The sequence below is a fragment of the Enterovibrio coralii genome, assembly GCF_001559595.1.
Taxonomy (GTDB): domain Bacteria; phylum Pseudomonadota; class Gammaproteobacteria; order Enterobacterales; family Vibrionaceae; genus Enterovibrio; species Enterovibrio coralii.
The window spans coordinates 51218-73555 of the sequence record NZ_LNTY01000039.1 but is presented as its reverse complement, the minus strand read 5'-3'; the positions used below and the strand labels follow the sequence as shown (position 1 = coordinate 73555).

The 22338-nt window shown below is 48.8% G+C and carries 17 protein-coding genes and 4 pseudogenes; 1 reads left to right on the top strand and 20 read right to left on the bottom strand.

Annotated features, from left to right (window positions below; all coding sequences use genetic code 11):
- Positions 1-166 precede the first annotated feature (166 nt).
- The 20 genes and pseudogenes from ATN88_RS16325 to rpsB form a co-directional block, all read right to left on the bottom strand.
- Positions 167-478, bottom strand: coding sequence for a c-type cytochrome (locus ATN88_RS16325; protein ID WP_067418240.1), 312 nt, complete (start codon positions 476-478; stop codon positions 167-169).
- A 54-nt stretch (positions 479-532) separates the two neighbouring features.
- Positions 533-952 carry a tRNA lysidine(34) synthetase TilS gene (gene tilS, locus ATN88_RS25570; protein ID WP_232313320.1) on the bottom strand — a complete coding sequence of 140 codons (420 nt, stop codon included), beginning with the start codon at positions 950-952 and terminating at the stop codon, positions 533-535.
- Positions 898-1848 (bottom strand): tRNA lysidine(34) synthetase TilS, encoded by a 951-nt coding sequence (gene tilS, locus ATN88_RS16320; protein WP_232313318.1) that lies wholly within the window; start codon positions 1846-1848, stop codon positions 898-900. The genes tilS (ATN88_RS25570) and tilS (ATN88_RS16320) overlap by 55 nt, the downstream gene beginning before the upstream one ends.
- 157 nt (positions 1849-2005) lie before the next feature.
- On the bottom strand, positions 2006-2968 hold the full coding sequence (gene accA / locus ATN88_RS16315) for an acetyl-CoA carboxylase carboxyl transferase subunit alpha (RefSeq protein ID WP_067418237.1): 963 nt from the start codon (positions 2966-2968) through the stop codon (positions 2006-2008).
- A gap of 61 nt (positions 2969-3029) precedes the next feature.
- On the bottom strand, positions 3030-6509 hold the full coding sequence (gene dnaE / locus ATN88_RS16310) for a DNA polymerase III subunit alpha (protein WP_067418232.1): 3480 nt from the start codon (positions 6507-6509) through the stop codon (positions 3030-3032).
- Between the two features lie 67 nt (positions 6510-6576).
- Positions 6577-7178, bottom strand: a pseudogene (rnhB, locus tag ATN88_RS16305) (ribonuclease HII).
- 3 nt (positions 7179-7181) lie between these two features.
- On the bottom strand, positions 7182-8321 hold the full coding sequence (lpxB, locus tag ATN88_RS16300) for a lipid-A-disaccharide synthase (RefSeq protein ID WP_067418228.1): 1140 nt from the start codon (positions 8319-8321) through the stop codon (positions 7182-7184).
- Positions 8321-9109, bottom strand: coding sequence for an acyl-ACP--UDP-N-acetylglucosamine O-acyltransferase (gene lpxA, locus ATN88_RS16295; RefSeq protein WP_067418224.1), 789 nt, complete (start codon positions 9107-9109; stop codon positions 8321-8323). The genes lpxB and lpxA overlap by 1 nt, the downstream gene beginning before the upstream one ends.
- A 2-nt stretch (positions 9110-9111) precedes the next feature.
- Positions 9112-9564 carry a 3-hydroxyacyl-ACP dehydratase FabZ gene (gene fabZ / locus ATN88_RS16290; RefSeq protein WP_067418221.1) on the bottom strand — a complete coding sequence of 151 codons (453 nt, stop codon included), beginning with the start codon at positions 9562-9564 and terminating at the stop codon, positions 9112-9114.
- Between the two features lie 132 nt (positions 9565-9696).
- Positions 9697-10721: pseudogene (gene lpxD, locus ATN88_RS16285) on the bottom strand (UDP-3-O-(3-hydroxymyristoyl)glucosamine N-acyltransferase).
- 8 nt (positions 10722-10729) lie between these two features.
- The gene (locus ATN88_RS16280; protein ID WP_067418217.1) at positions 10730-11239 is read right to left on the bottom strand and encodes an OmpH family outer membrane protein; all 510 of its coding nucleotides are present in this window, start codon (positions 11237-11239) and stop codon (positions 10730-10732) included.
- Between the two features lie 22 nt (positions 11240-11261).
- Positions 11262-13661, bottom strand: a complete 2400-nt coding sequence (gene bamA, locus ATN88_RS16275; RefSeq protein ID WP_067418213.1) for an outer membrane protein assembly factor BamA — start codon at positions 13659-13661, stop codon at positions 11262-11264.
- Positions 13662-13694: 33 nt separating this feature from the next.
- Entirely contained in the window at positions 13695-15050 is a 1356-nt protein-coding gene (gene rseP / locus ATN88_RS16270) for a sigma E protease regulator RseP (RefSeq protein ID WP_067418210.1), read from the bottom strand.
- A complete protein-coding gene (ispC, locus tag ATN88_RS16265) occupies positions 15047-16243 on the bottom strand; it encodes a 1-deoxy-D-xylulose-5-phosphate reductoisomerase (RefSeq protein ID WP_067418206.1) in 1197 nt (398 codons plus the stop codon). Before ispC ends, rseP begins: the two co-directional genes overlap by 4 nt.
- Before the next feature lie 62 nt (positions 16244-16305).
- Positions 16306-17157 (bottom strand): phosphatidate cytidylyltransferase, encoded by an 852-nt coding sequence (locus ATN88_RS16260; RefSeq protein WP_067418201.1) that lies wholly within the window; start codon positions 17155-17157, stop codon positions 16306-16308.
- 10 nt (positions 17158-17167) lie between these two features.
- Positions 17168-17937 (bottom strand): annotated as a pseudogene (locus tag ATN88_RS16255) (isoprenyl transferase).
- A 75-nt stretch (positions 17938-18012) separates the two neighbouring features.
- Positions 18013-18570 (bottom strand): ribosome recycling factor, encoded by a 558-nt coding sequence (gene frr, locus ATN88_RS16250; RefSeq protein WP_067418197.1) that lies wholly within the window; start codon positions 18568-18570, stop codon positions 18013-18015.
- Between the two features lie 57 nt (positions 18571-18627).
- Positions 18628-19356, bottom strand: a complete 729-nt coding sequence (pyrH, locus tag ATN88_RS16245; protein ID WP_067418192.1) for a UMP kinase — start codon at positions 19354-19356, stop codon at positions 18628-18630.
- A gap of 87 nt (positions 19357-19443) precedes the next feature.
- Positions 19444-20285, bottom strand: a pseudogene (gene tsf, locus ATN88_RS16240) (translation elongation factor Ts).
- A gap of 129 nt (positions 20286-20414) precedes the next feature.
- Positions 20415-21143, bottom strand: coding sequence for a 30S ribosomal protein S2 (rpsB, locus tag ATN88_RS16235; protein ID WP_067418183.1), 729 nt, complete (start codon positions 21141-21143; stop codon positions 20415-20417).
- A 297-nt stretch (positions 21144-21440) separates the two neighbouring features.
- Here rpsB and map point away from each other — a divergent pair, with 297 nt between their 5' ends.
- On the top strand, positions 21441-22271 hold the full coding sequence (gene map / locus ATN88_RS16230; protein ID WP_269748176.1) for a type I methionyl aminopeptidase: 831 nt from the start codon (positions 21441-21443) through the stop codon (positions 22269-22271).
- The last annotated feature ends 67 nt before the right edge of the window (positions 22272-22338 follow it).

The window sequence follows — 22338 nt, the reverse complement described above, 5'->3', positions numbered from 1 at the left end:
AATGTATCAGTGAGCTAGTACATTAGTAAAAACCAAATTTTTTAGCAATAGCAGAGAATCTGTTCGAGCAAAAAACGAACAGTCGAATTTTAAAACGTGTGAATAGACTCGATACAAACAAAAAAGCCATCGCAAAAATGCGATGGCTTTTGGAAGAAGATGGCTGTTACTTCATGTTCGCGTAATAAGCGGCAAGGTTTGCCATGTCAGCATCGCTAAGCATGGTTGCTTGCGGCTTCATGATCATGGCTTGAGCACCGTTACGTTCACCGTTTTTATACGCTTTTAACGCAGAAACAATGTACTGCTCGTTTTGACCCGCAAGATTGGGGTACCCAGGAATCACCGCGATGCCATTTGCACCATGGCATGCCGCACAAATTGCCGCTTTCGCTTTACCTGCTTCAGCATCGCCCGCTGCAAATGAAGGTGCTGCCAGCGTCATCGCCGCCAAACTTAGAGGTATTAGTATTTTCATTGCTTCCTCGCTCTTTTATTTCCAGTTTTTATAATTGTTGCATGCGCATTTCAATCACGCATCAACGATGTGGAATTTGTCCCAGAGTAGTTCACAATCCTGACCATCGAACCCTTCGCAAACGAACAAACCTGCTACGGCCGCGAGTTGATCACCAAAGTAGATTAATGGTGTTCTACGTCGCTCCCACGTTGGCACTCGGTATTCTTGGAACAGTTTTTTGAGTTTGCGCTTGCCTTGTCGACCTTTAGGATGTGCAAACACACCCTCCGGATTAAAACGAACACTAACCTTTTCATTGCCTTGCGGTGCGCGTAAAGCTTGCCCCTCACCCGATACACCATGGGTAAGCAACAGCGTCCCCAAGCCATCTGGCAACACACATTGTGCATCCCTGTCGATATGCTCAACCCATGCCGTCACATCGTGGGTGGGTTTGACGACAAAAATCGCATCATCATGCGATGTACCCACCAATCGCCAATTTTTAGCTTTGGATTGGCATCAACAGCCGAATCAATTACTGCATTGAACAGCTCTTGCAGTTGCGCTAGTGATGGCACAGACGACGTTTGGCTTTTGAACCACCTACGCACAAGTGCAGTTTGAATTGGCATTTCCAGCTGCTTCAGCCGCTCAATCGACACACTCTTGTTTGGATTGACCACGTCTTTGTCAAACTGGCAAAGCAAAACATCAATCAAAGCTTCCTGCTCAGCGCATAACTGCGCAGTGCGGTTGATAGCCTTTGTGACGCCAGGCCAACGCGCTTTAGCCGAAGGTAACCATTCGTTTCTGATGAAGTTACGGTCAAAACGGTTATCGCGATTACTTTCGTCTTCAACCCAAGATAAGCCTTTGTCCGATGCATAACGTTCGATCTGCTCTCTGCTGGCACTGAGCAAAGGACGTAGCAATTGGGCATGACCCATTTCTCGAAGGGCAGGCATTGACGCTAATCCCGCAGGGCCACTGCCTCGTTTTAAGGCGAGCAAGAAGGTTTCGGCCTGATCGTCAGCATGTTGCGCGGCCAATATCAAAGCGGCTGGCTCCACGTTATTTACGATGGCGTTGTACCTGGCTTCCCTCGCCACTTTCTCCAAGCTTTCACCCTGGCTATCCAGACTGACGCGAATGCCTTTGAAAGGGATTGCCACTGCTTTCGCCCAGCCTTCACATTGCGCTAACCATGTATCCGCATTGCTGCTCAGCCCATGATGAATATGAATCGCCAAATAGCGGTGCTCTGGGTGTTTATCGCGATATTGCGCCAGAAGATCGAGCATCACGCGGGAGTCGACGCCGCCACTGAACGCTAAAACAATCTGCCTTGGCGACGTGGCATGAAGATTCAGGGTCTTTTCAAACAAGGAGAACAGCATAAGAGCCTCAAAAATAACGCGTTGCCGTCATGATAGCACCACATCCTTGCGTTGAAGTACTGATGCGCTATTCAACAAATCGGTAAAGGAGATATTTCCGCCACAAAAAAAGGGCCTGTCGGCCCTTTTTCATCGCAAGCTGTGATTAACAGTAACCGTAGCTCAGCAGACGTTGGTAGCGACGCTCACGCAGGGTGTCAGCATCCATTTGCTCCAACTCTTCAAGCTGAGCCACCAGCAGTGCTTTGATGTTCGCTGCTGTGGTTCCGTAGTTACGGTGTGCGCCGCCCATTGGCTCTTCAACGATGTTGTCGATGAGGCCCAACTCTTTCAGGCGAGGTGCAGTCATGCCCATGGCTTCCGCCGCTTGAGGCGCTTTGTCAGAATCGCGCCACAGGATAGACGCACAACCTTCTGGAGAAATCACCGAGTAGGTTGAGTATTGCAGCATGTTGACGTAATCACCCACACCAATTGCCAGTGCACCGCCTGAACCACCTTCGCCAACCACGTTAACGATGACTGGCACAGTCAGACCTGACATTTCTTTCAAGTTACGCGCAATCGCTTCAGACTGGCCGCGTTCTTCTGCACCCACACCTGGGTACGCACCCGCGGTATCGATGAAGGTGATGATTGGCATATTGAAACGCTCTGCCATTTTCATCAGACGCAGTGCTTTACGGTAACCTTCAGGTTTTGGCATACCGAAGTTGCGTTCCACTTTCTCACGTGTTTCACGGCCTTTTTGGTGACCGATGATCATCACTGGACGACCGTCAATACGCGCCATGCCGCCAACGATCGCTTTATCGTCTGCGTAAGCACGGTCACCCGCCAGCTCATCGAACTCGGTGAAAATCAGATCTGCGTAGTCCAATGTGTAAGGACGACGTGGGTGACGAGCAAGTTGCGCCACTTGCCATGCGCCAAGGTCACTGAAGATTTTCTTCGTCAGCTCAACGCTTTTTGTCTCCAGTTGCTCGATTTCTTTATCAAGATTGACAGCCTCAGGACCATCACCGCGTTTTGATACGACGCGTAGGGCTTCAATTTTTGCTTCTAGTTCAGCAATCGGCTGTTCAAATTCAAGGAAATTAAGACTCATAGAGAAAGAATCCTGTTTAGGTAATTAAATTGCCCTGCCCCTCACGGGCAGAGCAAAAGTATCAGTCAAATTCCAGCTCGACCTGTTTATCGCCAAGCAGGGTTTTCAAATTGTCGATCAGCTTGTCGTCTGGCGTAATTCGCCACTCTGTTCCTAAGACCAGTTTCGCGCGCGCATCGTCACGTTGATAGTAGAGGTTCACCGGCACAGTACCGGCTCGGTGCGGCTCCAATATCTCGCTGAATCGTTCAAAAAACTTGTTGTCAATTTGCCTGTCGGTCACTGAGATAGCAAGACCACGCAGGTACTTTTCACGTGCTTGAGATATATCTAGCACTTCTCGTGCCGACATTTTAAGGCCGCCGTTGAAGTCATCAAAGCTGACCTGTCCAGAAACAACCAAAATTCGGTCTTTTTCGATGAGATCCAGATACTTTTCTAACGCATCTGAGAACAGCATCACTTCCATACGGCCCGAGCGATCGTCCAGTGTCAGGATACCAATCCGGGTGCCACGTTTGGTTGTCATCACACGAGCGGCGATCACAAGACCTGCAACGGTAGAGACCACATCGCGTTTGGTCGCATGCGCATCTTCCAAACGCCATGTGATGTAATGCTTCAGCTCTTTCGCATAGCTGTTGATAGGGTGGCCCGTTAGGTACAGCCCCAAGGTTTCACGTTCACCTTCAAGCCAGACTTTGTCCGGCCATGGTGGCACATTTGCGTATTTGTGTTCGACTTCTTCCGGGGCATCGGTCAATACACCGAACATGTCGGCCTGACCAAACGCCTCTGCCTGATGGTGTTGGCTTGCAGATTTGATGGCGTTATCCAGCGACGCCATCATGGCGGCACGGTGAGGACCAAGGCGGTCTAGCGCGCCAGATTGGATCAGTTTCTCAATCACGCGCTTGTTCACTTTCTTGGTATCAATGCGCGCACAGAAGTCGAAGAGGTCGCGGAAGTACCCGCCCTCTTCACGTGCTTTTATGATGTTTTCAATCGGTGCTTCACCCACACCTTTGATCGCGCCAATACCGTAAACAATCTCGCCTTTTTCATTGACGTTGAAACGGTAAAGGCCTGCGTTGACATCCGGTGGCAGCATGGTCAATCGCATACGACGACACTCTTCCACCAAGCCAACGATCTTGTCGGTGTTGTCCATATCGGCCGTCATTACCGCCGCCATGAATTCTGCTGGGTAATGGGTTTTCAGCCAAAGTGTTTGGTAGGAAACCAGTGCATATGCCGCCGAGTGCGATTTGTTGAAGCCGTAACCTGCGAATTTCTCCACAAGGTCGAAGATCTTCATTGCCAGTTCGCCGTCAACGCCGTTTTTCACCGCACCGTCTTCAAAGGTGGCACGCTGCTTCGCCATTTCCTCTGGCTTCTTCTTACCCATTGCACGACGCAACATGTCTGCGCCGCCAAGGGTGTAACCCGACAGGACCTGTGCAATTTGCATAACCTGTTCTTGGTAAAGAATGATGCCGTAGGTAGGATCCAGAATTTCTTTCAGCGACTCGTGTTGCCACGTGGCATCGGGATAAGAGATTTCTTCTCGGCCGTGCTTACGGTCGATAAAGTTATCAACCATGCCTGATTGCAAAGGGCCCGGACGGAAAAGGGCTACCAGTGCGATGATGTCTTCAAAACAGTCCGGCTGCAGACGTTTGATCAGCTCTTTCATGCCGCGCGATTCAAGCTGGAATACTGCGGTCGTCTCTGAGTTCTGTAATACGCGGAACGATGTTGCGTCATCAAGCGGAATAGACTCGATACGCACAGGCTCTTGCCCGCTGCGCTCAAGGCGTGGGTTAATCAGCCCCAGTGCCCAGTCGATGATGGTCAGCGTTCGCAGACCCAAGAAGTCAAACTTCACAAGACCTGCAGTTTCAACGTCGTTCTTATCGAACTGGGTAACTGGGAAGTGGCCTTCGGCATCCGCGTAAATCGGCGCAAAGTCGGTAATGGTGGTCGGTGAGATAACAACACCGCCCGCGTGCTTACCGGCGTTACGGGTACAACCTTCCAAAATTCGGCAGGTATCAATCAGCTCACGAACTTCTTCATCCGCTTCATAGATTTCACCCAGTTGCGGCTCTGCATCAAAGGCTTTTGACAGCGTCATGCCCGGATCAGGCGGCACTAACTTTGAGATGCGATCAACGAAACCGTAAGGGTGACCCAGTACACGACCAACATCGCGAATTACCGCTTTCGCCGCCATGGTACCAAAGGTAATGATCTGTGATACCGCATCGCGACCATACATTTCTGCTACGTGATCAATAACCTGGTCACGCTTATCCATACAGAAGTCGACGTCGAAGTCGGGCATGGAAACACGTTCTGGGTTCAAGAAACGTTCGAACAGCAGATCGTATTCAAGCGGATCAAGGTCGGTGATCTTAAGCGCATACGCTACCAGCGAACCTGCACCCGAACCACGGCCTGGGCCTACAGGAATCGCGTTATCCTTTGACCACTGGATGAACTCCATAACGATCAAGAAGTAACCCGGGAAGCCCATGTTGTTGATTACTTCCAGTTCGACCTCAAGACGTTCATCGTATTCTGGACGACGTTTCAGACGCTCTTCTTCATCCGGGAAAAGAAACTCCAGACGCTCTTCCAAACCTTCTCGAGATTTCATCACCAAGAATTCAGTTTCTTTCATCCCTTCTGTTGGGAAGGCTGGCAGGAAGTATTCGTTAAGGCGAACGGTGACGTTACAGCGCTTGGCAATCTCAACCGTGTTTGCCAAAGCTTCTGGAATGTCATGGAACAACTCGCACATTTCTTCTTCAGTACGAAGATATTGTTGCGGGCTGTAGTTTTTCGGACGACGCGGGTCTTCCAATGTATAACCGTCGTGGATCGCCACACGAATTTCGTGCGCGTCAAACAAATCTGACGTTAAGAAACACACTTCGTTGGTAGCAACAACGGGCAGGTCATTTTCTACAGCGAAGTCGAGCGCGAAGTGCAAATAGGCTTCTTCGTCTGGACGTCCAGTGCGCATTAACTCAAGGTAATACGCATCGGGGAAATGAGTTTGGTAAAACGCAGCACACTGATTTGCCAGAGCGACATTGCCTTTCAGCAACGCTTTACCTAAGTCACCTTTTCGGCCACCCGACAGGATGATCAAGCCTTCTTTCAGCTCAATCAGCCATTCTAGATCGATAACTGGCTGATGCTGGACATGTCCACGTAGATACGCTTTTGAGATCAGTAACGTCAGGTTTTTATAACCGACATTGTTTGCTGCCAGCACAGTCAGCTGAGTTAAATCATCACCAAAGGCATCCGATTGAACTTTGAAATCTGCACCAATGATCGGTTTTACGCCAGTACCTTGCGCCGTGTTGTAAAACTTCACCAAACCACACAGGTTGGTAAAGTCGGTGAGTGCCATTGCTGGCATGCCCATCTCGGCAACTTTTTTTACCAAAGGTGGCACTTTGCCAAGGCCATCGACCATGGAAAAGTCACTGTGAACGCGAAGGTGAATAAAGCGTGGGTCTGACATAGTACTCTTACGTTACTGATTAATTGTTAGATAGTCATTGAGGGAGAGTCCACTCCCTCAACGGGCATTATGCTATGCCTAGAGCCTTCTTAACAGGTTTAAAGCTCTTTCGATGCTCTGGGATCGCACCGTGCGCTTCGAGTGCTTCGAAATGCGCCTTGGTTGGGTAACCTTTGTGCTTCGCAAAGCCATACTGTGGATACTGGCGTCCAGCTCTTCCATCTCACGGTCGCGAACCACTTTTGCCAGAATCGATGCGGCACTGATTTCGGCCACACGTAGGTCGCCTTTAACAACGGCTTGTCCCGGCACTTTCAGTCCTTTCGGCACGCGGTTTCCATCAATCAGGACAAAATCTGGCGTGATATTCAACCCCGCTACCGCACGCTCCATCGCAAGCATGGTTGCAGACAGAATATTGATATCATCAATTTCTTCAGGCTCTGCGCGACCCAGAGACCACGCCAGTGCTTTTTCTTTGATTTCTTCAAACAACACTGCGCGCTTTTTGTCTGATAGCTTTTTCGAGTCCGTCAAACCCTCAATCGGGTTGTTTGGGTCAAGAATAACGGCGGCGGTAACAACCGCGCCAACAAGCGGGCCACGACCCACTTCATCGACACCAGCAATCAGGTTGGCATCGGGATAGATAAACGGTTCGAAATCCATCGATTAACGTCCAATCAAATTCAATACGGCACGCGCGGATGATTTGTCCGCGTCACATCGGATAATGTCATGCAGGTGCGTAAACTCAGCCATCAAAGCGTCGTTATCGCCATCAAGGTACTGACAAACATCATTTGCCAATTGCTCTGGCGTACAGGCTTCTTGCAGCCTTTCAGGCACTAGCTCTCGACCAGCGAGGATATTCGGCAACGACACAAATTCGGTTTTCAGCATGCGTTTCGCCAACCAAGCGGTAATCGCATTCACCTTGTAGCCGACGACCATTGGACGCTTCACCAACATGCACTCTAGTGCAACAGTGCCGGATGCAAGTAGCACAGCATCTGAGGCCGTAATCACGTTGCGCGCGGTATCATCGACCAGCGTAAACTCAAGATCTGGTGCAGTTTCCTGCCAAGCGTGTTCAAATTGAGCACGACGTTTTTCATTCACCAATGCAACAGCAAACCCCAAGTCTGGGTGCGTTCGTTTTAAAAGCTTACAGGTTTCAATGAATGTCGGTGCAAGCAGCTTCATTTCGCCGCCGCGACTACCGGGTAACACCGCTAAATAACGCTTGTCTGCCTCAAGCCCCAACAGTGCCTTGGCTGCTGCTTTATCACTGACCATGGGAATGTCATCAGCCATGGTGTGGCCCACGAATTCACAAGGTACAGAGAATTTGTCGTAGAAGGCTTTTTCAAAAGGAAGTAGTGCAAGCACTAGGTTGGTGGCTTCTGCTATACCGAAAATGCGTTTTTGACGCCATGCCCAGACGCTAGGACTGACGTAATGAACAGTTTTGATGCCGTTTTCTTTGAGTGACTTTTCCAGACGAAGGTTAAAATCTGGCGCATCAATACCGACAAACACATCCGGTGGGTTTGAAGAAAAGTAATCCACCAGCTCACGTTTTACCTTCAACAGGCGCGGCAGGCGACCAAGCACTTCAACGATCCCCATCACGGCAAGCTCTTCCATATCAAAGAGAGCTTCACAGCCCAGAGCTTTCATACGTGGGCCGCCGATGCCAACAAATTCGGCATCTGGGTATTGTTCTTTAACCGCTTTAATAAAACCGGCACCTAAAATATCGCCGGAGATTTCCCCGGCGACTATTCCTATTCGAAGTGGCTTAGCCATTAGCGAATAATGCCTCGCGTTGAGTTTTCGAAGAACTCAACGAAAAGATCCAATGCTGGTTCGTCTTTCGCCGCTTCAACAATGGTTTTCTTCGCTTCTTCCAGCGTTTTACCTGAACGGTACAATTCTTTGTAAACGCTGCGAATCGCTTTAATCGCGCTCTTTTCAAAGCCACGACGCTTCAAGCCTTCGACGTTAATACCGAATGGTGCACAGTGGTTGCCTTGTGCCATCACATATGGCGGCACATCTTGAACCACAATCGAACCACCACCCAGCATACAGTGACTACCAATCACACAGAACTGGTGAATCGCTGTCATACCGCCAACAATCGCTTGGTTACCCACTTTTACGTGACCCGCCAAGGTGGCGTTATTCGCAAAAATACAGCGGTCGCCAATCACACAGTCATGGGCAACGTGTGCGTTCACCATGAACAGGTTGTCATTGCCCACTTGGGTAATGCCCTTGTCTTGCACCGTACCACGATGCATGGTCACGCTTTCGCGGATAGTGTTGCGATCGCCAATGATCAACGTCGTTGGTTCGTCCGCATATTTCAGATCCTGACATTCCTCGCCAATCGACGCGAATTGGAAGATCTTGTTATCACGACCAATTTTTGTTGGACCTTTGATAACAACATGGGTCTTCACCTCAGTTCCTTCACCGATCTCTACACCAGCACCGATAAAAGAAAAAGCACCAATCTTTACATTGGCACCTAAAACCACGCCATCTTCTACAACAGCGGTAGGATGAACTTGTGCGGATTCATGGATCACGATTAGAACTCTCTTCTGGCACACTTCAGGTCAGCAGAACACACAACCTTGCCATCAACCTTAGCAACGCCGGTGAATGCAGCAATACCACGACGTTCTTTTACAAACTCCACTTCCAGAACCATCTGGTCACCTGGTGTTACAGGCGCGCGGAATTTTGCATTGTCGATACTTGCAAAGTAGTACAGCTCATTTTCTGCAGGCAGACCAAATGTTTTGAATGCCAGCAGACCTGTCGCCTGTGCCATTGCTTCCAGGATCAGAACACCAGGGAACACTGGTAACTGTGGAAAGTGGCCAGTGAACTGAGGTTCGTTAACTGACACGTTTTTGATTGCATGCAGGTATTTGCCTTCTTCGAAGTCAATAACACGGTCAATCAAAAGAAAAGGATAGCGATGTGGCAGCAGGTCTTTAATTTCGTTAATAGTCAAAACGTTGTTTTCGCGACTCAAGGTAATATTCCCGTATGAAAAGCTTATTATTCGTCGTTGATAACGCAAAATGGCCCACGCTGCAGACCACGGTCAAACTGAGGACAACTCAATACGCCGTGTGCCACCAGAGTAGGCCATCAAAAACAGGATTTATTCGCTGTCTTCCAGCTGTTTTTCAACGGCTTTCAATCGTTTGTGCATGTCTTCGATCTTCATGACGCGCGCAGCAGTTTTTCGCCACTCTTTATTGGTCTGAAGAGGGATACCCGAAGAATACATGCCAGGTTCGGTGATTGGACGCATCACCATTGCCATGCCGGTGATTGTAACGCCATCTGTGATTTCCATATGGCCGTTAAAGACACTCGCACCACCAATAATACAGTGCTTGCCGACTTTAAGCTGCCCGCCATAACGGTTGCGCCAGCGATGGCGGTATTTTCACCGATCTGCACATTATGCGCGATTTGGCACTGATTGTCGATTATCACGCCGTCTGAGATGATGGTGTCATCCAGCGCGCCGCGGTCGATCGTGGTACATGCACCAATCTCAACGCGGTCACCAATCACTACCGTACCAACCTGTGGGATCTTCACCCAACGGCCCTTGTCGTTCGCGTAGCCAAAGCCGTCAGAACCGATAACTGCACCTGCTTGGATCAGACAGGACTCACCCATTCGCACATTGTGGTAAATGGTCACGTTCGCCCAAAGGCGTGTGTTGGCACCCAGCACAGCGTTCTTACCAACAAAACAACCAGCACCAATTTGTACGTTATCACCCAGCGTTACGCCATCTTCAATGACCGCGTTGTGACCAACAGATACGCCTTCACCCAAAATGGCGGTTGGCGATACATATGCACTCGGCGCAATGTCTGTTGCACACGCAGGTGTGGTATCCAAAAGCTGGGCTGTTAATGCGTAACCCAAGTACGGGTCACGCATCACCAACGCATTACCACTGCAATAAGCGAGGTCGGCTTCCTTGACCATCACTGCACTCGCCTTGCACTCTGCAAGGTGTTTACGGTATTTGCTGCTAGACAAGAAGGTGATTTGCCCTTCTGCTGCCTTGTCCATTCCCGCAATCGAACTGATTGTGACACTGCCGTCACCGTGCAACTCGGCACCCAGTTTTTCCGCTAAATCAGCGAGAGTAATAGAAGCCATTTTCTACCTTATTTTACTGCTTTGAGTACTTTTTCTGACAAATCATCTGATGGGCTAGCAAACAGCACGGCCTGACGATCCAGTACCATGTTGTAGCCTTCTTTCTTCGCTACAGACTGGATTGCCTTTTGCAGCTTTTCAGCCAGCTTGCGTTGCTCTTCTGCGCCACGCTTACGCTCATCTTCGCGAAGATTTGTCACTTCTAGTTTGTATTCTGAATCCATTGACTGAAGACCACGCTGCAGTTTTACGCGCTCATCTTCACTCATCAATTCACCATTACGCTTCAGCTTGTCGAGATCTTTTTTCATTTTCGCTTCAAGACGTTCGATCTTCGCAATGCGATCTTTAAATTCTGCGCGCAGTTTTTCCTGCACGTTGCTTTGCTTTGCCAACTGAGCCATCAGTGGACCTGTCGCTACATAACCCACTTTCTGCGCTGCTTCAGCCGCGTGTGCAAACATGCTTGAGGTAAGGATCGCAAGGCCAAGACCTGCCGCTTTGATAAATGGTTTCAAGTGTTTCTCCTAATATTGAAAATCAGAACGTACGGCCAATGGTAAAGGTGAAGAATTCCTCGTCATCACCCTCAAAGCTCTTTATAGGTTTAGCAACTGAGAATACTAGCGGGCCCATTGGAGAACGCCATTGCAGTGCTGCACCATAAGAAGCTCGGTAGTTCATCGGATCACTGTAGTCATAAATATATTCTTGGCCACTAATTACCCGCGCACCTTCTAGATCGTATTCTGTATCCCAAACAGACGCCGCGTCGACAAATACACTGGTTCGGATGGAGTTTCTCCAATCCGCCGATACAAACGGCGTTGGGAAAATCAATTCAACGCTTGCTAGAGCTGTCGCGTTACCACCGACTGAGTCGTTACTGCCAACGAGGCCAGGGTTATTACCAGCCCCTTGGTCATAAACCGCCTTTGGACCAGCTGTGTTAGAACGGAAACCACGTAAGGTCGAGAAGCCACCTGCGTAGAAGTTCTCATAAAACGGCAGCAGATAATCATCTTCACCATTACTGCCATAGCCGTTTCCGTAGCCTAAACGCCCTCTCAACATAAGTGAAAACTCATGGGATTCAGTCAACGGGATATACTGTCGGGCATCGTATTGCATCTTAAAGTACTGAGTATCAGAGCCCGGGATCGTCATCGTAAATGACGCTCGCTGATAATTACCTGCTGTTGGGAAGAAACCGCGATTAAGGTTGTTTCGCGTCCAGCTCACCGACCAGTCAAAATCGTCTACAACCAAGCCACCATCATCGGTAACGCTGTCCCCCATTGAATCAAGGAATTTCTCAATCTGGTAATAACCCCCTAAATTCTCAATCTGACGGTGTGTATATCCCAGAGAGAAATCGAAGTAGTTCAGCTCGTCGAATGGGAAACCCCATGTCAGGCTGGTACCGTAGCTTTTATCTGTGTAATCGACGATGTTTGCGTCAGACGCTTCGAATTCGTTATAGAAAATTTTCCCGCCCAGACTAATACCGTCTAATGTCCAGTATGGGTCACGATAATCTAGCGTCAGGTTTTTCTGGTAACTGTTGATCATGGCATTGATACCAAATCGATTACCTGTACCAGCAAAGTTATCCTGTTGAATACCTGCTTGGAAGCTCAAACCCGATTCAGTACCATAGCCTACGCCGAAGTTGACGCTGCCTGAGTTAGTTTCTTTCACCACGTACTCGACGTCCACTTGATCATCAGTACCTGGCACGCGCGTGGTACGCACATCAACGGTTTCAAAGAAACCCAAACGGTTGAGGCGCTCTTTACTGGTTTCGACCGACTTGGCATTTAACCATGAGCCTTCCATTTGACGCATTTCACGACGCAACACTTCATCTCTGGTTGTTTGGTTGCCAGAGAATCTGATGTTCCGAACATAGACGCGTTTGCCCGGATCAACATTGACATTCAATACGACCGTTTTCGCTTCATCATTGAATTCTGGAATGGTAGAAACTTGAGGGTAAGCGTAACCCTGTTCACCTAACGTTTTCTTGATGGCATCTTCAAGTGCAGTAACCCTTGCTCCGTTATACACTTCACCATCTTTAAACGTCACCAGTTCTTCATATTGTGAGCTGTCTTTACCGCCACGGAAAACGACATCTGACACGGTGTAAGGTTCGCCTTCATCAATATTCAGGGTGATGTAAACACCCTTCTTATCTGGAGAAATTGAAACGTTAGTTGATTCGATCCGGAACTTAAGATAGCCGCGATTCAGATAAAATGAACGCAGTGCTTCCAAATCACCTGCCAATGCCTGTTTCTGATAGTTTTCATTAGCCAGAAAATTCCACCAAGGAACATCGGCTCTTAACTTAAAGTTTGAAATGAGTTCTTCATCAGGAAAGACCTCGTTTCCAATAAAGTTAATCTGTCGAATAGCAGCAGAAACACCTTCGGTGAAGACAAATTTCACGTCAGCACGATTACGAGGAAGTGGGGTGATCACCGTATTCACCAGCGCGTTGTACTTACCCACGCTGTAGTAGAAATCTTCCAAGCCTTGTTCAATATTGGAAAGCTTGGTGCGGTCCAACGCTTCACCGACACGTAGACCCGATGCAGAAAGGTTCTCCTCGAGCATCTCCTCTTTAATGGCACTGTTGCCAGAGAAAGAAATGCTAGCGATTGTTGGACGCTCGATCACCTTAATTACGAGGTCGTCACCATCACGGAAAACGCGGACGTTTTCAAAGTTCCCGGTTGAGAACAGAGATTTGATAATTTCTGCGACATCTTTGTCACTGATGCTGTCGCCAACGCGAACAGGCATTGCGAGAAGTGCAGCACCTATGCTGACACGCTGAAGCCCCTCAAACTGAATGTCATCTACTACGAACTGTTCAGCCGTAACAGAGCCCGAGAATAAGAGTGAGGCCAGTAAAAGTTTTTTCATCGCCATTGTTGCTCTGACTTTTCCTTGCTAAACGCTGATTTACAGCCGTGCGACATCATTAAAAATCGCGACGGCCATCAGTACCACGATAATGGCTGAGCCAACTCGGTAACCGATATCTTGTACCTTTTCAGAGACAGGGCGACGTGTCACAGCTTCAATGCCGAAGAACAACAGGTGACCACCATCCAGTACAGGTAACGGTAAAAGGTTAATAATACCCAAATTCACGCTGATCAGTGCGAGAAAACCAAGAAAGTATACCAAACCAAAGTCAGCGGTCATCCCTGCGCCTTTGGCAATGGAAATTGGACCGCTCAGATTCTTCACCGCCACGTCGCCAGTGAAGAGCTTTTTAATCATTTCTGCCGTTAGGACGACCACTTGCCAGGTTTTATCCATGGCTGCTGGGATTGCGGCTAACGGACCGTATTGCAACGTAAACTGGTAAGACTCTGGCCAAGCAGCGACTTCTGGTGAGAAGCCTGCGTAGCCAATTTTCAGCTCACCTTGTTCACGGGAGTCGGGTACCAGTGAAAGTGTCATATTTTCACCGTTACGCTTAACACCCAGATCAATAGCTTGCTCCGGATGGGCACGTACCACCTCTACCACAGAAGTCCAGTCAGTCACTGGCGTTCCGTCGATGCTTTGCAGCGCATCACCTCTTTTCAAACCAGCGCGCTCTGCTGCACTCCCTTCAACAACCTGAGCGATTGTCGTCGAGATCGCAGGCGTAAACGGGGTAATACCTAATGTGCGCAGTGCTGATTGCGACTCAGGGTCAAACGACCATGTCGCTAAATCTAACGACTTGTCTATCGAGTACGCGGCATTGTCATCTGGTTTCACCGACAGCGTCATTTCATCATCACCAATATGTGAAATAAGCTGCAGATTTACTGATTCCCAATCCCGAGTTTGGATACCCGAGACCGCTGTAAGTTCCATCCCTGGCTCAATTCCCGCATTTGCGGCAATAGAATGTTGAGCGACATCACCCACAACGGGTTTGACGGCAGGTACACCAATTACCATCACCATCCAGTAGGCCACGATGGCAAAGAGGAAATTGGCAATGGGGCCAGCGGCAACAATTGCGCTTCGCTGCCACAGTGGACGATTGTTAAAAGCACGAGGTTCCTCACCCAGAGGAATATCATCCACGCGACCATCGAGCATTTTGACGTAACCGCCCAATGGAATCATCGCCAAGGTATATTCGGTGCCGTCTTTACCAATTTTTTGCCAAATCGCCTTGCCAAAGCCGATAGAGAATCGCTCTACTTTGACGCCACAACGTCGAGCAACCCAAAAATGGCCGTATTCATGAACGGCAATCAATACGCCCAACGCAACTAAGAAAAACAGAAGGTTCCAGAGAATTCCACTCATGCCGTTAGCCTTTTAATCCAGTTTCTCGCGACCTGACGCGCCTGTTCATCGGTTGAAAGCAAGTTTTCAATACAAGACGGCTCCGCAAGTGTGACATCTTGTAGTACCGCGTCATTGATTTGAGCGATCTGCATGAAGCCGATATGACCCTGTAGGAAAGCATCAACCGCAATTTCATTCGCCGCATTTAGGGTCGTGGTCGCTGCTTGCCCTGAGTAGCACGCATCAATCGCCAGCTTTAAGCATGGGTAGCGATTAAAGTCAGGTTTAATGAACGTAAACTCTCCCACCTCACTGAAATCGAGCGGCTTAACACCAGCCTCAATGCGGGACGGATAAGCCATCGCATAGGCGATAGGCGTACACATGTCTGGGTGCCCCATCTGCGCCAACACAGAACCGTCACGATATTGGACCATAGAATGAATGACAGATTGCGGATGAATAATCACGTCCAATTGTTCGCGTTTGGCATTAAACAGCCAACGCGCCTCAATGTACTCAAGCCCTTTATTCATCATAGTCGCTGAGTCAACGGAGATTTTTGGCCCCATCGACCAGTTGGGGTGGGCAATAGCTTGCGCTGGTGTTACTGCAGCAAGCGCGTCTATATCGGTGTAGCGAAATGGACCACCAGAGCCGGTCAGTAGAATTTTGCTTACGCCCTCTGCACCGAGGTCACATATACCCGGCTTTAGTTGAATAGAAGCTGGCAGACACTGAAAAATGGCGTTGTGCTCGCTGTCGACAGGCAGAAGTTCGGCACCATAGTGATGCACTGCGTCGATAAAAAACTGCCCTGACATCACCAAGGCTTCTTTATTCGCCAGCAAAATACGCTTGCCCGCTTTCACTGCCGCCATGGTAGGCACAAGACCCGCAGCGCCAACCACCGCTGCCATGACAGTGTCGACATCATCGTGAGACGCGACAGCACAAAGGCCCGCTTCACCAGCTAATACTTCGGTTGGACAGCCTTGGTTGCTCAGTGCCAGACGCAATGCTTTAGCTGCATTCTCATCCGCCATTGCTGCGAACGTTGGTTTCCACTTCAAGCAAAGTAGGATCATTTCGTTCACGTTAGCATTCGCAGCCAACGCAAACACTTCGTAGGCGTGTGGATTCTTTTCTACTACTGAAAGCGTGCTGCTTCCTATAGAGCCAGTCGCACCAAGAATCGTTAACTTACGCATAGAAAACTCTGTTTAAAATTGCCGTTGTAGATAAGACTCACCGGCTTTCGCCGGTGAAATCATTATGCTAACCAGAAATACAATACGGTGAAGACGGGGAATGCAGCGGTTAGGCTATCAATTCGGTCCAAAATCCCACCGTGTCCCGGCAAGATACTGCCACTGTCTTTCACGCCCGCCACGCGCTTAAACATACTTTCTGCCAAATCGCCCAGAACAGAAGCAAATGCCGTGATCAGTGCAACCAAAGCAAGCATAGGGAGAGACGAGAACGGAATGGAGAACCCCTTTGCAGCCAACAGCGTCACACCCACAGAAGCGATCAAACCACCAATCAGTCCTTCCGTGGTTTTGTTTGGGCTCACCGCAGGAGCCATTTTTCGCTTACCAAAGCGCTTACCTGCAAAGTAGGCTCCCGTATCTGCTGCCCATACAAGCAGACAGACCAGCAATACCATTTTGGCACCCATGTAAGGCGTCGTTTCGTACTCGAAGGCACGAAGCAGTGATACGCTCCAAAGGAATGGGAGAAGCGTCAATACGCCAAACGCTTGTTGCAATAACGCGCTGTTAGACCACCATGATGTCGCTTTTGGGTACTTCAGCACCATTGCTGTCGCAACCAACCACCACAGTGCACCGACTAACGCCAACACACCGCTATTTAAACTAGACAGTTCGAGCCCATGTTGAGTCACGGGCCACAAGCCAATCAAAGATGCAACTAAGATCAGTGAGGGAAAAACGAACGCTTTCACGCGAGATGAAGACGCAACAAACTTAGTCCATTCCCAATGACCGAGAAGGGTTACGCCTGCGATGGCAGCAATGAAGAAAGGTAACGGCAAAAAGAAAATAGCTGCGATAACGATTGGTGCTAGCACAGACGCCGTTAATACACGTTGTTTCAGCAAAGGAAACCCTCTATTTTTCTACTTGTAACATGGCCTGAATCTGCTCACCAGTACAGCCAAAACGGCGTTCTCGGCTCACATACCAAGCAATGGCTTCAGAGAGGCTGAGCTCATCAAAATCCGGCCAAAATTGTTCGGTAAAATACATCTCAGCGTATGCACCTGCCACAACATAAAGTTGCTGATGCGACATTCACCACTGGTGCGGATCATCAAATCCACATCCGGCATGTTTGCTGTCGTCAAATGCGCGCCAATATCTGCTTCGGTCAATTGCTCTGGTGTCAATTCACCGCGTGCAACTTGCCCAGCAAGCTTTTGTACAGATTGTAAGATATCCCATTGACCGCCGTAATTGGCAGCCACGTTAAGAACCAAGCCCGTGTTGTTTGCAGTTAGAGCTTCAGCAGATGCAATTTTATCTTGTAGTGATTTACTGAATCGCGTTGTGTCGCCAATAACTTTGAGCTTTACGCCATTTTTATGAAGGCGTTTCACTTCACGTCCCAAAACAGTGACAAAAAGTTCCATCAGCAAGCTGACTTCTTCTTCTGGGCGACGCCAGTTTTCACTGCTAAAAGCAAAGAGTGTTAGAACTTTAATACCGAGACGGTTTGCAGTAGAAACCGTTTTTCTGACAGCGTCAACGCCGGCTTTGTGCCCAAACATACGGGCTTTGCCTCGCGCTTTCGCCCAACGGCCATTTCCGTCCATGATGACAGCAATGTGTTTTGGGAGAAGGTTGGTGTCTATTTCTAGATAGGAAGACTGAGAGCTCATCATTATCCTTCGCAAATAAAAAGCGCTGTACTGCTAGCACAGCGCTTTGGCAATGGAATCAGAGTGTAGCCGGAATTATACTTCCATCAACTCTTTTTCTTTCGCTTCAAGAATCGCGTCAATTTCTTTCACTGCCGCATCAGTCAGCTTCTGGATGTCGTCTTGACCACGACGCTCGTCATCTTCAGAAATCTCTTTGTCTTTCAACAGAGCTTTCAGGTCGCTGTTTGCGTCACGACGGATGTTACGTACTGCAACACGACCACCTTCCGCTTCAGCACGTACGATCTTAACCAGATCGCGACGACGTTCTTCAGTCAGCGGTGGCAATGGAACGCGAATAACCGTACCTGCAGACATTGGGTTCAGGCCCAAGCTAGAGGTCATGATCGCTTTTTCAACAGCTTGAGTGATTGACTTGTCGAATACAGTGATCGCCAGTGTACGTGCGTCTTCTGCTACGATTGAAGCCAGTTGCTTAAGCGGAGTCGCTGAACCGTAGTAATCTACTGACAGGCCATCCAGCAAAGCTGGGTGTGCACGACCAGTACGGATTTTGGTTAAGGTGTTCTTCAGCGCTTCAACGCTTTTGTGCATGCGCTCTTTCGCATCTGCGTTAATTTCATTGATCACGAGAGTATCCTTGAAGATTCTTTTTTCTAACGAGTGGAATTATGCCACTAATTTCGATTAACCGTTATTAATTAGTGTGCCTTCTTGCTCACCCATCACAACTCGACGCAACGCGCCTGGCTTATTCATGTTGAAAACACGGATAGGCATCTTGTGATCGCGAGCCAGAGTGAAGGCAGCTAAGTCCATCACTTTCAGTTCTTTTTCAAGAACGTCTTGGTAAGTCAGGTTGCTGTACAGTTCAGCATCTGGGTTTTTCGCTGGATCGTCAGTGTAAACACCATCTACCTTGGTTGCTTTAATCACAACGTCTGACTCGATTTCGATACCGCGCAGACACGCAGCAGAATCGGTCGTGAAGAATGGATTACCTGTACCTGCAGAGAAGATCACCACGCGACCGTTGCGCAGTTGGCTGATTGCTTCTGCCCAGTTGTAGCTGTCACAGACACCGTTTAGAGGAATTGCCGACATTACCCGCGCGTTCACATAGGCACGATGCAGTGCATCACGCATTGCCAGACCGTTCATCACAGTCGCCAGCATACCCATGTGGTCGCCCACAACCCTGTTCATACCCGCTTCTGCAAGACCTGCACCGCGGAATAGGTTACCACCACCAATGACCAGACCAACTTGTACGCCAAGTTCTACCAGTTCTTTAATTTCTTGCGCCATACGATCAAGTACAGCTGGATCGATACCGAAGCCTTCTTTTCCTTGGAGCGCTTCGCCGCTCAATTTAAGCAAAATTCGTTGATAGGCTGGTTTTGGATTTGTAGTCATGCTCACTACCTTTAGGCACTTACTTCTACGGATGGGATTGTAAAAAGACCGCAGGGTTCTGCGGTCTTTTGGGTTCTCAAAGAGGAATTAACCTTTCTGAGCGGCTGCAACTTCTTCTGCGAAGCTCATGCCTTGAACTTTCTCGATACCTTCACCCACTTCTAGACGGATGAAAGTAGAAACTGACGCGCCTTTTTCTTTCAGGATTTCGCCTACAGTTTTCTTAGGTTCCATGATGAAAGGTTGGCCAGTCAGTGAAACTTCGCCAGTGAACTTCTTCATGCGGCCTTCAACCATCTTTTCAGCGATTTCTTTAGGCTTGCCTTCGTTCATTGCGATTTCAACTTGAACTTCGCGCTCTTTAGCAACTACGTCAGCTGGAACGTCAGATGGGTTCACGTACTCTGGGCGTGATGCAGCAACGTGCATTGCGATGTGCTTCAGAGTTTCTGCGTCGCCTTCACCAGCAACAACAACACCGATGCGCTCGCCGTGACGGTAAGAAGCAATCGCAGTACCTTCAACGTATGCTACGCGACGGATAGAGATGTTTTCACCGATTTTAGCAACCAGAGCAACACGTGCTTCTTCGAATTGCGCTTGCAGTTCTTCAACAGATGCTTTGTTCGCCAGAGCAGCTTCAGCTACTTCGTTAGCGAATGCAGTGAAGTTACCATCTTTTGCTACGAAGTCAGTTTGGCAGTTAACTTCTACCAGAGCAGCAACACCATCAGCTTCTTTGATGATGATCGCGCCTTCAGCAGCTACGTTACCTGCTTTCTTAGCAGCTTTAGCAGCGCCTGACTTACGCATGTTTTCAATTGCCAGCTCGATGTCGCCGTTAGTTTCTACCAGCGCTTTCTTACATTCCATCATGCCTGCGCCAGTGCGTTCGCGCAGTTCTTTTACCAGGCAGCGGTAACAGCCATTGTTCATTCCTCGATTCGAAACAATTAGGGTAAAAATCAGGGCCGATAGTGGGCCCTGCTAACCTACTTAGCTTACAGTGCTGTCTGTGACAGTCTGATGGCTAAGAACGCTCACAAGGAGCAGTTGTCTTACTCAGCTACTTCAACCAGCTCGTCTTCTGCTTGAGCAACGATGTCCTGGCTACGGCCTTCTTTGTAAGATTGAGCAGCAGCGTTCAGGTACAGTTGAACAGCACGGATTGCGTCGTCGTTACCTGGGATAACGAAGTCAACGCCGTCTGGATCAGAGTTAGTATCAACTACTGCGTATACTGGGATACCCAGGTTGTTCGCTTCTTTGATCGCGATGTGCTCGTGATCAGCGTCGATTACGAACAGTGCGTCTGGCAGACCGCCCATGTTCTTGATACCACCCAGAGATTTCTCAAGTTTTTCCATCTCACGAGTACGCATCAGAGCTTCTTTCTTAGTCAGCTTCTCGAAAGTACCGTCAGTAGATTGAGTTTCCAGATCTTTCAGACGTTTGATTGACTGGCGAACAGTTTTCCAGTTGGTCAGCATACCGCCCAACCAACGGTTGTTCACGTAGTACTGGTCACAGCTTTCTGCAGCTGCTTTAACAGATTCGCTAGCGGCACGCTTAGTACCAACGAACAGTACTTTACCTTTGCGCTCACCAACTTTAGTCAGTTCAGCCAGTACGTCGTTGAACATTGGTACAGTTTTTTCTAGGTTGATGATGTGAACCTTGTTACGTGCACCGAAGATGAACGGCTTCATCTTAGGGTTCCAGTAACGAGTCTGGTGACCGAAGTGAACACCAGCTTTCAGCATGTCGCGCATTGAAACAGTAGCCATTTTAATTCCTCTTGGGGTTAGGCCTCCACATATCCCATACTGCCGACCCTTAAGGGCACCCCGGCGCATGTGTCGATATGTGTGTGAGTTAAATAAATAGTATTTGGTGAAACCACCAGCATAGAACCTGTTTTCAAGATTAACCATGAAGGCGTATTTCGGCGCGCTTTATACCATAAAAACTGCCATCAAATCCAGCATAAAAAAGCAGTCACTTTATCTCTCACGGTTCCCACATGGCGATGCGATTGATAATATGTAGTAAATGCTGTCATACATTCTTTCGTTGAGATAACCATCAATAACGAGAGAGCTAACCGAGAGAAAGCAATGAGCGCCAAAATCAAAACGGCTGAAGAAATTGAAAAAATGCGTGTAGCCGGTCGCCTTGCAGCCGACGTACTGGAAATGATCGAACCTCACGTCAAAGCAGGCGTGACCACCAAAGAGCTGGATGACATTTGCCACAAGTACATCACTGAAACGCAAGAGGCAATTCCTGCGCCGCTGAACTACCACGGTTTCCCTAAATCGATCTGTACATCTATCAACCACATCGTATGTCACGGCATTCCATGTGAAGGTGATGTGCTGAAAGATGGTGACATCATCAACATCGATATCACTGTCATCAAAGACGGTTACCACGGTGACACCTCTAAGATGTTCCTGATTGGTGATGTGTCTGCAGAAGACAAAGCACTGTGCCACGTTGCGCAAGAAAGCCTTTATCAAGCCCTGAAAAAAGTAAAACCAGGTGCACGAATTGGCGATCTGGGTACTGAAATCCAGAAATTCATCAAAAACCGTCCGCGCCGCTACTCAATCGTAAAAGATTACTGTGGTCACGGCATCGGCTCTGAGTTCCACGAAGAGCCGCAAGTGGTTCACTACAAAAACAGCGACCGCACTGTGATGAAAGCGGGCATGTGTTTCACCATCGAACCGATGATTAATGCAGGCAAATTCGGCACCATCTTGGATGAAGATGATGGCTGGACGGTATACACCGTTGATGGCAAGAAATCAGCGCAGTGGGAACACACCATTCTGGTCACAGATTCAGGTTGTGAGATCCTGACGCTGCGTAGCGACGAGTCGCTGCCACGAATTTTGAACAACGCCTAAAAATCTAGAAAAAATAAAAGTCGGCCTCAGTGCCGACTTTTTTTAAACCTGTATACGCCAAGGAAGA